Genomic DNA, 14,102 nt, shown 5'->3' with positions numbered 1-14,102 from the left:
GTCAGTCCAGCGTGACCCCCGTGTCGGCGGTCAGCTTCAGCACCACCGGCAGGTAGGCCGTGTAGGCGCTGAGCGCCTCGGGCGGGGTGTTGCCGATAGGCTCGGCGCCCATGTCCTCGATGCGCTTGGAGAAGGCCGGGCTCTTCACCAGCGCGCTGACCTCGCGCCCCAGGCGGTCGATGATGGGCTGGGGCGTCCTGGCCGGCGCCATCAGCGTGATCGGCCCGGTCAGCCGGTAGGCCTCGTCGGGATAGCCGGCCTCGGCAAAGGTGGGCACGTCGGGCAGCGACCTGGCGCGGCGCGGTCCGGTCACGGCCAGCGGCCGCAGCTTGCCGCCTGCAAAGTGCTGCTGCAGCGCGGTGACCGAGCCCACCGTGACGTTGACCTGGCCGGCCAGCAGGTCGGTCACCATCGGCCCCTCGCCGCGGTAGGGCACGTGCAGGATGTCGACACCATATTTCTTGGCCAGGTAGGTCTGGATGGTATGCGGCTGGGTGCCCGGTCCCCAGGAGCCCATGCGCACCTTGCCGGGTTCCTTCTTCGCATAGTCGATCAGTTCGGCCACGGTCTTGACCGGGAGGGAAGCATTGACCGCCAGCACGGTGCGCGCGGTGGCGATGTCGGAAATCGGGCGCAGGTCGGTGCGCGGATCGTAGGGCAGCTTCTTGTACAGCGCCAGGTTGGCCGTGATGGGGCCGGGGATGGTCAGCAGCAGGGTGTAGCCGTCAGGCGCCGCCTTGGCCGCCTGGTCGGTGCCGATAATGCCGCCCGCGCCGCCCTTGTTCTCGACCACGATGGTCTGGCCCAGCTGCTTGCCGAGACCTTCCGCCAGCGCGCGCGCCAGCGTGTCGGTCAGGCCGCCTGCCGGGTACGCCACCACTAGCCGCACGGGCTTGGTCGGGTAAGCCCCCTCGGCGCTTGCGCCAAACGGCAGCAGGCACAGGGCTGCGGCTGTGATCAGCACGGCACGCCGCCGGCGGGCCAGAGTGCGGTTCTTCATGGCTTTTGTCTCCTGTTCGAATCTATGTCCGAGGCTGGGAGAACCTTATTGGGGCCGCGGCGAGGGGTCAACACGATGATCTATATTTCCAATATTTGGAAATTGATTCCGCTTTTTGACACTGGATGGCGCGCTGTCCAGACTGGGTAAAGAGGAAAACGCCATGAACCTGCCAGTCGAACAATTCATCGCCGAGCGCCGCCGCGAGGATCCGTCCTTCGGCGGCCTGCTGGCCAAGGGCTTTGCCCTGCTGCGCTGCTTTATCGACGAGCCGCGCCCGCTCGGCAACGGCGAGCTGGCGCAGCGGCTGCAGCTGCCGCGCGCCACCGTCTCGCGCATCTGCCGCACGCTGTTCGAGCTGGGCTACCTTGACTGGGATCCCAAGCTCGACAAGTACTTCGTCAGCGCCCAGGTGCTGGCGCTCGGCTATCCGTACCTGGCCGGGCTGCAGGTGCGCCACGTGGCCCGGCCGCTGATGCAGGCGCTGGCGGACCGCATCGAGGGCGCTGCGTCGATGGGCGTGGCGCACCGGCTCGACGTGACCTACCTGCAGTCCTGCACCCACAACGAGGGCACGCCGGCGCGGCCGGGCACCGGCGCCGTGCGCTCGGTGCTCAGCACGGCCATGGGCCGGGCTTACCTGTGCACGTTGTCGAAGGCGCAGTTCGAAAGCCTGATGGTGGCCGCCCGCGAGGAACGGCCCGAGGAATACGCGGCGTTCTACGACACGCTGTGCCACAACGTGGCGCATTACCCCAAGCGCGGCTTCGCGCTCAACGAGGGCGACGCCGGCATCGGCGTGTACGGCGTGGGCGTCTATTCGCGCATCAAGTACCTGAACCGCCCGCTGCTGTTCAACTGCGCCGTGCCCGGCTCGCAGGTGAAGCGCGGGATGATGGAAAAAAAGGTGGCGCCGCTGCTGATGGAGATGGTCCGCGCCATCGAGGCCGCCACCGGCCTGCGGCAATAGCCGGCCAGGAATAGCTGGCCAGAAATAGCCGGCCACGCCCGATCGAAACGAACCAGAAAACAAGACCTGGAGACTGCCACATGGTTGACCTGAATTCCCTGCTGTACCCGCGTTCGATCGCGGTGGTCGGTGCTTCCACCCAGCCAGACAAGGTGGGCGGCATGCCGATCCGGTTGCTGCGCGAGCTGGGCTACGCGGGACGCGTCTATCCGGTCAACCCGTCCGCTGCCGAGGTGCAGGGCCTGCGCGCCTATGGCTCGCTGGCGGACATCGGCGAGCCCGTCGACCTGGCGATCGTGGCAGTGCCCGCCAGCGCCAGCCAGGACGTGATGGCGCAGCTGGCCGGCAACGGCACGCGCGCGGCGGTGGTCTTCACTTCCGGCTTCGCGGAAGCCGGGGAGGGCGGCGTGCGCATGCAGGACATGCTGGCCCGCAGCGCGCGCGATGCGGGCGTGACGCTGCTGGGCCCCAACTGCCTGGGCGCGATGAACCTGCGCGAGCGCATGTTCGCCACCTTCTCGCCGATCCCGCTCAGCGGCGTGCCGCCGGTCGGCGAAGTGGGCCTGGTGAGCCAGAGCGGCGCCTTCGGTGCCTATGCGTATGCGCTGGCGCGCGAGGCAGGGCTGGGCCTGAGCCACTGGGTCACCACCGGCAACGAGGCCGGGCTGCAGGTGGCCGACGTGATCGCATGGCTGGCCAATGACCCGAACACCCGCGTGATCCTTGCCTACATCGAAGGCTGCCGCGACGGCGCGCGCCTGCGCCAGGCGCTGGCCGCGGCGCGCGCTGCGGGCAAGCCGGTGGTGGTTACCAAGGTCGGCACCACGGCGGCCGGCGCACGCTCGGCGCAGTCGCACACGGCCAGCCTGACCGGCGAGGACGCGGTCTACCAGGCGGTGTTCGACGCCTACGGCGTGCACCGGGCCCATACGCTGGAAGAGTTCTTCCGGCTCGGCTACGTGCTGTCCCGCGGGCGGCGGCCGGCGGCCTGGCAGCACCCGGAAGGGGGCGGCGCCGCTGCCGCCACGCCGCTGGCGATCGTCACCGTGTCCGGTGGCGTGGGCATCATGATGGCCGATCGCGCCGAACAGCTGGGTTTGCCGCTGCCGCCGATGCCGGACGACGCGGCCGAGGCGCTGCGCACCGCGATCCCGTTCGCCAGCACCGCCAATCCCATCGACGTGACGGGGCAGGTGGTGGCGCAGCCGCGCGTGTTCATGGATGCCATCGCGGGCGTGGCGCGCAGCGGTGCCTTTGGCTGCGTCGCGGCCTTCCTGGCCGGGGGTGCCAATGCGCCGCGGCTGTGGCCGGAGCTGCAGCAGACCATCGGCGCGTTGAGCGAAGACGCGAATGCCGCACCGCTGCTGCTGGCCGGCATCGTCGACGACGACAAGCGCGCATGGCTGGAAGCACGCGGCTGCCTGGTGTTCCGCGAACCGGGCCATGCGGTCGAAGCCGTCGCCACGCTGGCGCGGGCGGCGGCGCTGGAAGCCGCCAGCGGCGCGGGTATGTCGTCTGAAATTGAGCCGCGGCAGGGCATGAGCGATGCACTGCCATGCGACCTGCCGCCCGACGCCACGGCGCTGTCTGAATCCGAGGCCATGCGCCTGCTCGCCGACGCCGGGGTGCCGGTGGCCCCGCACGGGCTCGCGCGCGATGCGGAAGAGGCGGTGCGCATCGCCGAGGGTCTTGGCTATCCCGTGGTGGTGAAGCTGTGCTCGCGCGAGATCCTGCACAAGAGCGATGTCGGCGGCGTGGCCCTCAACCTCGCCGATGCGCAGGCGGTGCGCGACGCCTTTGCCCGCATGGCGCAAGCGGTCGCCCTGGCGCGCACCGAAAGCGGAGCGCCGGTGCCATTCGAAGGCGTGCTGGTGGCGCGCATGGTGCGCGGCTGGGGCGAGGTGATGGTTGGCGTGCGGCGCGATCCGGTGTTCGGACTGGTGGCGCTGGCGGGCATCGGCGGCACTGCTGTCGAGATCTTCCGCCAGACCGCCTGCGGGCTGGCGCCGCTGTCGCGCGCGCAGGCGCGTGCAATGCTGCGCGACAGCCGTGCCGCCGCGCTGTGCGAAGGGCATCGCGGCAACCCGGAAGTGGACCTCGATGCCGCGGCCCAGGTGCTGGCCACGGTGTCGCAACTCGCCGCGGACTTGGGTGAGCGCCTGGACACGCTCGAGATCAATCCATTCATCGTCACCGCGCAGGGGCTGGTCGCCGCCGACGCGGTGGTCACGCTTCGCCCGGACCGTCGCAGCGCTTCATAGCGGCGGCGCGCAACGCGGTGGACAGGATGCCTGCGCAGACGGGCGCCGCCCCCGCGGCAAAACGCAGTACCTCAATCAAAAGACAGGAGACAAGCATGCAAATGCACACGCACGTGCCGGCGCGGCGCATGGCGCTGCGCGGACTGGGCGCGCTCGCCGTGGCGCTGTGCGGGGTGGCTTCCCCCGCGCACGCCGGCCCCTATCCCGACAAGCCGATCCGGCTGGTGGTACCGTTCCCGCCGGGCGGCGGCACCGACGTGGTTGGCCGGCTGCTGGCGGCGGGCCTGTCGAAGGAACTGGGCAAGACCGTGGTGGTGGAGAACGTGGCCGGCGCCACCGGCACCATCGGCTCGGCACAGGTCGCGCGCGCCGCGCCGGACGGCTACACGCTGGTGGTCGGCATTTCCGCTACCCATGCGATCGCGCCGGCCATTTTCCCGAAGCTGCCCTATGACCCGCTGCGCGACTTCGTGCCCATCAGCCGGCTCTTTTACGGCGGCAATGTGCTGATCGCCGGGCCCGGCTTTACCGGCCGCGACCTGCCCGCGCTGCTCGCCGCGGCCAAGCGGCCAGGCGCCGACCTGACCTACGGTTCATGGGGCAACGGCTCCGGCGGCCATCTCGCCGGCGAAAGCCTCAACGTGCTGGGCGGCATCCGCCTGCGCCACATCCCGTACAAGGGCGTCAGCCCGATGCTGACCGACGTGATGGGCGGCACGCTGCCCGTGGCCATGTCCGACCTGGCCGGCACCTTGCCGCTGATCCGCAGCGGCAAGGTGCGGGCGCTGGCGGTTACCGGATCCGAGCGCTCGCCAGCGCTGCCCGATGTGCCGACCTTTACCGAAGCCGGCGTGGCGTTCGGCGTGGACAGCTGGTTCGCACTGTTTGCCCCCGCGCGCACGCCGGTCGAGATCGTCGACAAGCTCGAACGCGCCACGCTCGCCGCGATGCGCGATCCCGCCATCAAGGCGCAGGCCGACGCGCTCGGCATGCGCTACACGCCCCAGCCGCGCAGCGCCTTTGCCGCGCAGATGCGCAGCGATGTGCCCGCCTGGGCCGCGCTGGTCAAGTCGAGCGGCGCGGCCCAGGAATGAGCCGCCAAGCGTTCCCACTCTTTCGCCCATTTTCAGGAGCTCCTGCATGAACCATCCCGCGCCACAGTTCTTCGCCGCACCCGTCTACAGTTCCAGCCAGGAAGCGCTGGTCGCCGCCGCCGCCATACCGGTGGCGATCTACGGCTATCCGCTGGTCGAAACGATCCGTACCTGCAAGGTGCAGACCGCGGTCAGCGAGGCCACCGGCTATGGTCGCGCTCCGGTCAACACGCTGTCGGCGAGCGAGCGCCAGTGGACGCATGAAGACCGCGACATCGTCACGCCCGCCAACGACCTGCTGTATTTCTGCGGCTGGGTCAACCTGGCCGATGGGCCGGTCACGCTGCGCGTACCGCCGCTGCCGACCCTGCCGCAGCGCGACCGCTACTACGTGGTGGAGCTGCTGGATGCCTGCACCAACAACTTCGAGAACCTGGGCCCGCGCAACGTGCCGGTCGAAGGCGGCACGGTGACGCTGGTTGGCCCGGGCCAGCACGCTGAAGGCAAAAAACATGTGGTGGCCTGCCCGACCTCGCTGGTGTGGCTGCTGGGCCGCGTGCTGGTGCAGGGCCCCGACGACCTGGCCGCGGCCAAGGCGTTTGAAAGCGGGTTTGCGCTCGACGCGCCGGGCAAGACGATGCCGCAATGCGTGCGCGCCTGGTGCGAGACTGGCAATGAAGCGCTCGACTTCTTCCAGAACCTGTTCAACGCGCTGCGCGAGTACCCGCCCACGGAACGCGAGCTGGGCGCGTTCACGCTGCTGCGCAAGGCCGGCCTGAAGCTGGAGGGCGAGATCGACGTGACGGCATTGCGCGCGGAGATCCGCGCTGGCCTGGAACACGCATACCGCCAGGCCATGCAACTGATCGAGGCGCATACGCGCAGCCAGGGCCGCAAGAGCTGGGGCTACAGCCTGAAGCTGGGCACCTATGGCGATGACTGGCTGCAGCGCGCCTGCACCGCGATGAAGGGCCTCGGTGCGCTGCGCGCCGACGAAGCGATTTATGCGATGGCCGATTTCGACGCCGACAGCCAGCCGCTGAATGGAGCGCACGCGTACGAACTGCGCTTCCCGCCAGGCATGTTGCCGCCGGCGCAGGCGTTCTGGTCGGTCTCCCTGTACGGCGAGGACCGCTTCTTCAGCGCCAACGAGATCGGCCGCTATGCCGTGGGAGACCGCACGCCGGGCCTGCGCATGGAGCCCGACGGGAGCCTGGTCATCCCGATCTCGCACTGGCGGCCCGGGCAGCCCGAGAACTGGCTGCCGGCACCCGCGGGTCCGTTCTACCTGATCCTGCGCCTGTACCATCCCGCGCCGGCCTTCATCGCGGGCGAGTACCGCATTCCGCCGGTGCGCCGGATTGCCTGAGGAGCGAAATTCCATGACGTCATCCCCCGCCGACTTCGGCACACCCGCGTTGGCCCGCGAGGCCGTGCTCTACACCCTGCCGCTCTACGAAATGGCGCGCATGCGCGCCGCCACCTGCCCGCGCCGCCGGCGCGAAGGCGCCTTTGCCGACGAGCGCCCCGACGGCACGTTGCGCTGGGTCAACCATGTCTTCCACACGCGCCAGCTGCTCGGCCCGCAACACCGGCAGGTGGTGACGCCCAACAACGACACGCTCTACAGCAACGCCTGGCTAGACCTGTCGCAGGGGCCGCTGCTGCTGGAAGTGCCGGACAGCGCCGGTCGCTACTACGTGCTCGGGCTGCTCGATTTCTATACCAACCCGTTTGCCTACATCGGCAGCCGCACCACCGGCACGCAGGCCGGGCGTTTCCTGCTGCACGGCCCCGGCTGGCAGGGCGAAGCGCCGGCCGGGGCCACCGCCATCGCCTGTCCGACCGATGCGGTGTGGCTGCTGGGCCGGCTGCTGGTGGATGGCACTGACGACCTGCCCGCGGTGCATGCGCTGCAGGACCGCATCCGGCTGACGCTGCCGGACGGCGGCGACGCGGTGCGCACTTACGATGTGGGCATGCAGCCCAACGAACACCTTGGCGCGTCGCCGCAGCGGGTGCGGCGCTACGCCGAAGTGGTGAACCGCGCGCTGCGCGAGAGCCCGCCGCCAGCGGACGAGGCGGCGACCGTGCAGGCGTTCGCCGCGCTCGGCCTCGGTGCCGCGAACGAGGGCGTGCCGCTGAAAGAAGCGCAGGTGGCGCTGCTGGCCGCTGCCATGGGGCAAGTCCTGGCTGAACTGGCCACGCCGATGCCGTCCGCGCTGGGCGGCGGCTGGAGCCTGCCGATCGAGATCGGCGCGTCGTTCGGCAAGCGCTATGCCGAGCGCGCGCAGGTGGCGCGCAACTACATCGGCGCGCTCGGCATGGAAGAGGCCATGTACATCATCGCCGACTGCGACGCGCACGGTCGCCCGCTCGACGGCAGCGAGCCGCACGAGCTGGTGTTCCCCGCGGGCCAGCTGCCGCAGGTGGGCGCGTTCTGGTCGCTGACCATGTACGACAAGGGCGATTGCATGCTGGTGGAGAACCCGATCGACCGGTATTCGCTGGGCGACCGTTCGCCGAGCCTGCGCTACGAGGCGGACGGCAGCCTGCGGCTGCACCTGGGTGCCGTGGCGCCACGCGACGCGGCGCGCCACGGCAACTGGCTGCCGGCACCGGCAGGGCCGTTCTACGTGGCGCTGCGGCTCTACGTACCGGGCGAGGCGCACCTTGGCAAGACCTTTTCGTATCCGGGCATCCAGGCCGCGGAGGCATGACGATGACTGCCGACAAGATATCGCGCAGGAAGATGCTGGCACGCCTTCGCGGCGTGATGATGCTGGGCGCGGCGCCCGCGCTGGCGCCGCTGGCCGCGCTGGCGCAGGCGCAGGGACAGACGTATCCCGCGCGCACGGTGCGGCTGATCTCCCCGTATGGCCCCGGCGGGTCCAACGACACCTCGGCGCGGCTGCTGGCCGAAGCGCTGAGCCGCAAGTATGGCAAGCAGTTCGTGGTCGAGAACAAGCCAGGCGCCGGCACCCGGGTGGCCAACGAAACGCTGGCACGCGCCGCCCCCGACGGCTACACGTTGCTGTGGGCCGCCGCGCCGTTCGCCATCAATACGGCGGCCGAGCTGCCGCAGCAATACGACATCCACAAGGACTTCGTCGCGGTGGGGCCGCGCGTGCTCGGGCCGGTGTTCCTGATCGTCAAGGCGGATTCGCCGGCGCGTTCGGTCGCGGATTTCGTGAAGCTGGCGCGCGCCAAGTCGGATGGTGTCACCTTCGCCTCGCCCGGCGCCGGGTCCGGGCCGCACCTGACGGCGGAACTGTTCGGCACACAGGCGAAGTTCAAGGTGCTGAACGTGCACTACCGCGGCGACGCCACTGCCTACACCGAGTTGCTGGCCGGCCGCGTCGACGCCACGCTCACCGCCATCACGACGGCGCTGCCGTTCATCAAGGCAGGGCAGCTGCGGGTGCTGGCGGTAGCGTCCGAACAGCGCACGCCGGTCTATCCCGATGCGCCGACCTTCGTCGAGCAGGGTTATCCCGGCGTGACCGGCTACGGCTGGTTCGGCCTGATGGCGCCGGCCGGCACGCCCGACGCGATCGTGCGGCAGCTCAACCAGGATGCCAGCGCGGTGCTGTCCGGCGCGGAGGTGGGCAACAAGCTGGCGGCGCTGGGATTGCAGCCCGAGCCGGGCGACAGTGCTGGCTTTGCGCGGTTCATCGATGCGGAAGTGCGCAAGTGGGCCGCGGTGATCAAGGCCAGTGGCGTGGTGCTGGAGTAGCGGCACGCACGCCACATCCAGGCGTGCGTGCAGGCGTGAATGCAGGCATTCACGCGGGCGTTCAGTGGATGCCGAAGGTGTCGGTCGCGCCGTGTTCCAGCATGTCGGCGGCGGCGCCGTACAGGCTGCGCGACACATAGCTTCTGACCTGTCCGGCGCGCTGGCGCAGCCACCCGGCCTTGAGCCGGCGCGCCTCGGCCAGCGCGGGCGCATCGCCCGGGGCGAGCGCCAGCACGTCGATCACATGCAGCGCGAGCTGGGTGTCGCCGCGCCCGGCCAGGGCTTGCGCATGGCGGATCAGCGCGCCGTGGTCGGCCACCGCCGCGGCGATTTCCGTGGCGGCATCCTGCGGCGCGGCCGGATGCAGGGTCGTCGCGTTGCGGTCCCACCAGCCGTTCTCTGAACGGTAGATATCGCGCGCGATATAGCTCGGATCGCCGTACGTCGGCCGCATCCACGGCTGCTCGAACAACTCCGCCGGCGGTTTCAGTGCGGCCAGCATCTGGCGCTCGTTGCAGCCGGCGTTCATCAGCCGCACCACCTCGGCGCGCAGCCAGCGCAGCGCGCGCGCGGTCTGGCCCAGCACGCGTTCGCATTCGGCGGCGCCTTGCAGCGTCGGCCCGAACTCGCGCACCACGGTGCGCGGCTGCAGCGCGGCCATGCGCTCCAGCGTCTCGGCCCAGCGCACGGTATCGCGCAGCGTGCGGAAGGGCGTGCCGACATTGGGGATGGAATCGATCACGGCCGGGCCGCCATACAGCACGCGCCGTCCCGGCAGCCAGACCGCGATCGCATCGTCGGTCTCCGAGGGCGCCCACAGCAGTTCGGCGCGGCGCTCGCCGTGGCCCAGCGTCAGGCCTTCTGCGAAGGTCTCGGCCGGCATGGTGTGGCCGAGCTTGCCCGCCAGCGCGCCGGCCGGGCGGCGGAACTGGATCTCCGCCATCCGTTCCTGCATGCGCGCGGTCTCGCGATAGCGCGCCTGGCGCGCCAGCACGTTGACGTGGGCCAGCACGCGCGGCGCCGGCTCGCCGCGCGCGGCGGCATGGTCAAGCCATTGCTGCACGCCGGCGTTGTAGCCCATATGGCCGTGGCTGTAGCACAGCGCCAGAACCGGCAGGCTGGTCTGCGTGCGCAGCGCTTCGATCATGCCTGCGGTGACGCGGCCGCCCGGGCCGCTGTCGACCACCAGCAGTCCACCTCCAACGTCGGCGACGAAGCTCTGTCCCTGCCCGTGCAACAGCCAGATGCCGTCGTCGATCGGTTCGATCCCGGCGCCGGTCACCAGCGCGACGGGCCTGTCCTCGAAATCCTGCATGCGTGACTCCCTGAGCAAAAGATGGATGTGGCAGGCCGCCATCCGCTGGACGGTGCGGCTTGCCCTGAACGGCAATGTCGCGCAAGCGGGTGGTGCGTGGGGATTGGGGAAACTCCCCGCGTGCGCCAGCGCATTGCCCGCGCCGCCAGCGCCGGCGCGGCGCGGCCGGCGATCACGCGGCGGCGGCGTGAACCCGTGGTTAGCAGCAGGCCTTGCGCGGTAGTTCCCGGAGGGTGCGCTGCGCGGTATGGCGGCAGCGAAGCCCGGATTACCCGCGGCGCTAACCGTGGGTTTATGCCCCTGCGGGGCCTCAGCCCAGGCTCATCATCCCTTGGAAGCGCGCTGAATAAGGCTCGCCCAGGCTCCTCCGCCGTTGGACAGTGCTGCTTCAAGATGTCTCGCAATTTTAGGATTTCTCCTATTGCAGTCCGGTATTTGCCGGGTAGCCTGAAAGGCTAGCCCGCGTCTGGCGTTGATTGGTATCGAGCTTTGCGCGGGCCCCACGTCTTTCGTTGGAGCGCTGCCAATGGACAACCGACTGCCGCTGCCGTCCTTCCGCACTGTCACCCTGCGTGGTGATGGCCTACCCGAGATCCTCGGCCAGGTCGCCCTGACCGTTGCACGCGTGCAAGGCACTGTGGACCTGAACGAGCTGTTCTCCTATACGGTCGAGTTCAAGACGCCCGACGAGCGCTGGGGCCTGGGTGGCCCCGCCGCCAACCTTGACCTGCCGGCGCTGCGGGGCATGCGCCAGCGCTTTGCCGACGATCTGAAATCGAGAATTGCGTCATGACTACCAATCAGGAACTCACCGCCGCCGAGAAAGTACGCATCGCCTGCACCGCTGTCACCCACGAGCCCAAGATCGAAGGCTGCGTGGACTGCGAGGAGAAGGCGCCGATCCGCGCGGTGATCCTCAGTCCGAACCTCGGCACGCCGCTCATCCTTCCCCCGGGACAGAACACGTGCAGCATCTTCATTGCCGCCGAGGCTCTAGCGAATCGGTATTTTGGCGTCGGTTTCGACGCGCCGTTGCAGCCTCACGAGTACTTCGGCAACAAGGTGCTCAACGCAAAATACGGGGCCGTCTTCGTCGATCGTCATCTGCGCCTGTACCCCATCAAGGGCAAGCAGCCGACCAGGGAACCCAAGGACACGATGCTGTTTGCCGACGGCAAAGCCGCCTCCCTGGCCATGACGGCGGTGCGCGTGTGGCAGGTCGGGAATTTCCGGGGCGGACTGATGGTCAATCGCCACGGCGAGCCGGTGGCCATCATTCGTCCTGACACGGTGAAGATGTATCCGGGACTCAGCCACATCTATGAGATCGAAATTGACCTGTCCAGGCTGCCGGGTGGAGCGGGCCTGAGCGCCATGCACACCTTCGCCTGGATGGTGCCGGTGCCGCAAAAGTATGCGCAGCGTCCCGAACTGGCGGGCATCGAGATGTGGGAGTACCAGGACCAGGTCATCCTTGAGTTCCTGGACCGGCAGAAGGCCAATTCGCAGCGCAATCATTATCCCAGCCTGTACGAGTTTGACCTGTCGTCGGCGTTGCCTGGCAACGCGCTGCCAAGGCAGATCCCGGACGGCAAGCACCGGCTGATGGCCTGGCACCCGGTGATCCGCGGCAAGGCCGCGCAACTCAGGATTGGCCATCTGTCCGATGTCCATGTCAACGTGCGCCAGATCGCGCTGGCAAAGTCGCCCGCCCATCTGCTGGAATTGCCCGGCGGCGCCGCCGCGCCCGGTACGCCGGACGCCCCGCCAGCTTCCCGCCTGTGCAACAGTTTCGCAGCGCTGCATGCGCTCGTGAAGCGCTTTGCGACCGGAAACAAGCAAACGCCCAAAGCGGATGCGCTGGTCATCACCGGGGACTTGCTGGACTTCAACCGCAACCTGGACCCCGGCGCCGTGCCAGCGAACGACATCGGCGAACAATGGAAGGTTTTCAACGTCCTGAACAATATCCGCGACGGCAAGCTTTACAAGCGTGGCATGGACGACATGCTCGTCTATTCGCTGCTGCGCCACGCCTGTCGCGACCTGAACCTGCCGGTGTTCCTAACCACCGGCAACCATGAGGCCTATCAGGTGCCCTATGGGATCTCGCCGCGACAGAACGCCTGGGTAATGGCAATGGGCGCATTGGAAACCACCGGCTCACTCAAGGGCCCTCACGGCAAGCGGCAGATCGAGCCAGGGATACTGGCTACGGCCGCCGGCACCGTAAGTGCCTACAACGACTTCGATCGCGCCAGCGAGTTCGCTGAGGCGAAGGCCAACGATGGCATTGCCGCCGATCACAACCTGACCATCTACGAGGCCTGCCTGGCTTACGGGCCGACCTACCCCCAGGTCCTCACCACCAATAACTTTGCTGCCGACCACTACGACTGGTTCTTTACGCTGTTCACCCCACTGTCCGACTGGCGCCATTTCTATGGCGGCCAGTGCATGCTTGGCCTGGATTGGGGCGCGGAGGAGGAATACATCAATCTGGCGGGTTTCTGGCCGCTACAGGCCGATAAGCAAGGGGCTGGCATCCTGCCGCGCGCCAAACAGGCTATCAGTGAGGCGCAGCGCATCCTGCTGGACTGGACCACCCGCCTGGCCAAAAGCAAGTACCAGGCGAAGACGCTGCTCTTCTCGCACTTCACCTTCGTCAACTATGACCCCAAGGTGGCATTCTCCGCCCCCGACCGGCGCATCGTACCCGCTGATTTCCTCTCCGAGAAAACCATGCCGGGCGAGAACAGCGGCGGCTGGAACTTCAACAACATGGGCAGCTGCGAGCGCAACGTTCGCTGGTTCTTCGACAACTGTGCCAACCAGTCCCGCAACGGCGGCGTGGACGTGCACTTCAGCGGGCATTCGCATCGTGCCGGCATCTACACCACGGCGCGCAGTGGCGACGCCGTGAAGATCGAGAGCGCCTTCGACCCGGGCCTGCAGCCCGGGCATGCGGCCAATGCCACCGAGGCCGGCAAGACCAAGTTCGTGGTCAGCTCCTGCGGCGGACCGATCGGCGTGCAGAACCTGAACGGCGAGCTGGGCGGCTGGACGCTCACCCCGCCCTCCGGCACGCTCTACGATCCATCGGCCAAAGCCCCCTTTCTCCAGGTGGCCCATACCGAAGGCAGCGCGCAACCGCGGCTGGCGGTGGCGCTGGATTATATGCACATCAGCAAGATCGAGCGGGTGCTCCATTGGGAGCCCGCCAAGGGGAATAGCTTCTTCATGGTGGTCGGCCCGAAGACGCAACAGCTGGCGTGCATTGCAGCGGTTCGGTTGTGGGGTTTTGGCAAGCTCCCTGGGCAACCTGACGGTGGCACATGGACAGCCTTTGATACGACGTTGACATTCCTGCGTTCCGCCAGGGGATCGGCCTACGAGGCTCCGGCAGCGGCGCCGCAAAGTGGCGTCTACAGAATGACGCTGGCAGCCGACAGCCTGCAGAACATTGCCGATCTACATAACTCGAAAGCGACCCGCTGGTTCTGCGAGGTCAAGCTCCAGGCACCCAAGGGGCTTCCGGCGGATCATTTCAAGCTCGATTCGTGGTTCTTCCCAGTCGACTTCACCATACGGAAGACTGGTATCGGGCCTATCCCAATGTTGTGCCGGCGGATAAGCGAGCAAGGGGAAGTGCCGGATTGGCCCTGGCTAAATGCAACATTTCGTGACCGCTATCCCGACCCCAGAAGCGTGACAAAAGTCGAGTGA

General features: G+C 68.3%; 10 protein-coding genes. 8 read left to right on the top strand and 2 right to left on the bottom strand.

All coding sequences use genetic code 11. The features are described from left to right. Window position 1: 1 nt before the first annotated feature. Window positions 2–1,000 carry a Bug family tripartite tricarboxylate transporter substrate binding protein gene (locus ACIP1U_RS25240; protein ID WP_400320886.1) on the bottom strand — a complete coding sequence of 333 codons (999 nt, stop codon included), beginning with the start codon at window positions 998–1,000 and terminating at the stop codon, window positions 2–4. A 163-nt stretch (window positions 1,001–1,163) separates the two neighbouring features. On the opposite strand from ACIP1U_RS25240, the gene ACIP1U_RS25235 reads away from it, so the two are divergent. The 6 genes from ACIP1U_RS25235 to ACIP1U_RS25210 all read left to right on the top strand — a co-directional run bounded on the left by ACIP1U_RS25235 (window position 1,164) and on the right by ACIP1U_RS25210 (window position 9,061). After that, a complete protein-coding gene (locus ACIP1U_RS25235) occupies window positions 1,164–1,970 on the top strand; it encodes an IclR family transcriptional regulator (RefSeq protein WP_400320883.1) in 807 nt (268 codons plus the stop codon). 80 nt (window positions 1,971–2,050) lie between these two features. After that, entirely contained in the window at window positions 2,051–4,231 is a 2,181-nt protein-coding gene (locus ACIP1U_RS25230) for an acetate--CoA ligase family protein (RefSeq protein ID WP_400320880.1), read from the top strand. Window positions 4,232–4,326: 95 nt separating this feature from the next. Next, window positions 4,327–5,325: a Bug family tripartite tricarboxylate transporter substrate binding protein gene (locus tag ACIP1U_RS25225; RefSeq protein ID WP_400320877.1), complete on the top strand. Its 999-nt coding sequence runs from the start codon at window positions 4,327–4,329 to the stop codon at window positions 5,323–5,325. Window positions 5,326–5,371: 46 nt separating this feature from the next. Next, complete coding sequence (locus ACIP1U_RS25220; protein ID WP_400320875.1) at window positions 5,372–6,694, top strand: DUF1254 domain-containing protein; 1,323 nt, start codon at window positions 5,372–5,374, stop codon at window positions 6,692–6,694. Between the two features lie 13 nt (window positions 6,695–6,707). Beyond that, on the top strand, window positions 6,708–8,045 hold the full coding sequence (locus tag ACIP1U_RS25215; RefSeq protein ID WP_400320874.1) for a DUF1254 domain-containing protein: 1,338 nt from the start codon (window positions 6,708–6,710) through the stop codon (window positions 8,043–8,045). A 2-nt stretch (window positions 8,046–8,047) separates the two neighbouring features. Next, entirely contained in the window at window positions 8,048–9,061 is a 1,014-nt protein-coding gene (locus tag ACIP1U_RS25210) for a Bug family tripartite tricarboxylate transporter substrate binding protein (protein WP_400320871.1), read from the top strand. Window positions 9,062–9,122: 61 nt separating this feature from the next. Here the strand turns inward: ACIP1U_RS25210 and ACIP1U_RS25205 are convergent, their stop codons facing one another. After that, entirely contained in the window at window positions 9,123–10,376 is a 1,254-nt protein-coding gene (locus tag ACIP1U_RS25205; protein WP_400320868.1) for an alkyl sulfatase dimerization domain-containing protein, read from the bottom strand. A 526-nt stretch (window positions 10,377–10,902) separates the two neighbouring features. Between ACIP1U_RS25205 and ACIP1U_RS25200 the strand changes: the two genes are divergently transcribed. After that, window positions 10,903–11,169 (top strand): hypothetical protein, encoded by a 267-nt coding sequence (locus ACIP1U_RS25200; RefSeq protein WP_400320866.1) that lies wholly within the window; start codon window positions 10,903–10,905, stop codon window positions 11,167–11,169. Continuing rightward, window positions 11,166–14,102 (top strand): metallophosphoesterase, encoded by a 2,937-nt coding sequence (locus ACIP1U_RS25195; protein ID WP_400320864.1) that lies wholly within the window; start codon window positions 11,166–11,168, stop codon window positions 14,100–14,102. Before ACIP1U_RS25200 ends, ACIP1U_RS25195 begins: the two co-directional genes overlap by 4 nt.

It is taken from the genome of Cupriavidus sp. NPDC089707 (assembly GCF_044748965.1).
Classification (GTDB): domain Bacteria; phylum Pseudomonadota; class Gammaproteobacteria; order Burkholderiales; family Burkholderiaceae; genus Cupriavidus.
Note: the sequence above shows the minus strand (reverse complement) of the source record. Positions and strands in the feature narration are given on the sequence as shown.

What these genes read in the sequence shown, in the direction of transcription:
- ACIP1U_RS25235 (WP_400320883.1), top strand. Translation starts at nt 1,164, where the DNA reads ATGAACCTGCCAGTCGAACAATTCATCGCCGAGCGCCGCCGCGAGGAT.
- ACIP1U_RS25230 (WP_400320880.1), top strand. Translation starts at nt 2,051, where the DNA reads ATGGTTGACCTGAATTCCCTGCTGTACCCGCGTTCGATCGCGGTGGTC.
- ACIP1U_RS25195 (WP_400320864.1), top strand. Translation starts at nt 11,166, where the DNA reads ATGACTACCAATCAGGAACTCACCGCCGCCGAGAAAGTACGCATCGCC.
- ACIP1U_RS25220 (WP_400320875.1), top strand. Translation starts at nt 5,372, where the DNA reads ATGAACCATCCCGCGCCACAGTTCTTCGCCGCACCCGTCTACAGTTCC.
- ACIP1U_RS25205 (WP_400320868.1), bottom strand. Translation starts at nt 10,376, where the DNA reads ATGCAGGATTTCGAGGACAGGCCCGTCGCGCTGGTGACCGGCGCCGGG.
- ACIP1U_RS25200 (WP_400320866.1), top strand. Translation starts at nt 10,903, where the DNA reads ATGGACAACCGACTGCCGCTGCCGTCCTTCCGCACTGTCACCCTGCGT.
- ACIP1U_RS25210 (WP_400320871.1), top strand. Translation starts at nt 8,048, where the DNA reads ATGACTGCCGACAAGATATCGCGCAGGAAGATGCTGGCACGCCTTCGC.
- ACIP1U_RS25240 (WP_400320886.1), bottom strand. Translation starts at nt 1,000, where the DNA reads ATGAAGAACCGCACTCTGGCCCGCCGGCGGCGTGCCGTGCTGATCACA.
- ACIP1U_RS25215 (WP_400320874.1), top strand. Translation starts at nt 6,708, where the DNA reads ATGACGTCATCCCCCGCCGACTTCGGCACACCCGCGTTGGCCCGCGAG.
- ACIP1U_RS25225 (WP_400320877.1), top strand. Translation starts at nt 4,327, where the DNA reads ATGCAAATGCACACGCACGTGCCGGCGCGGCGCATGGCGCTGCGCGGA.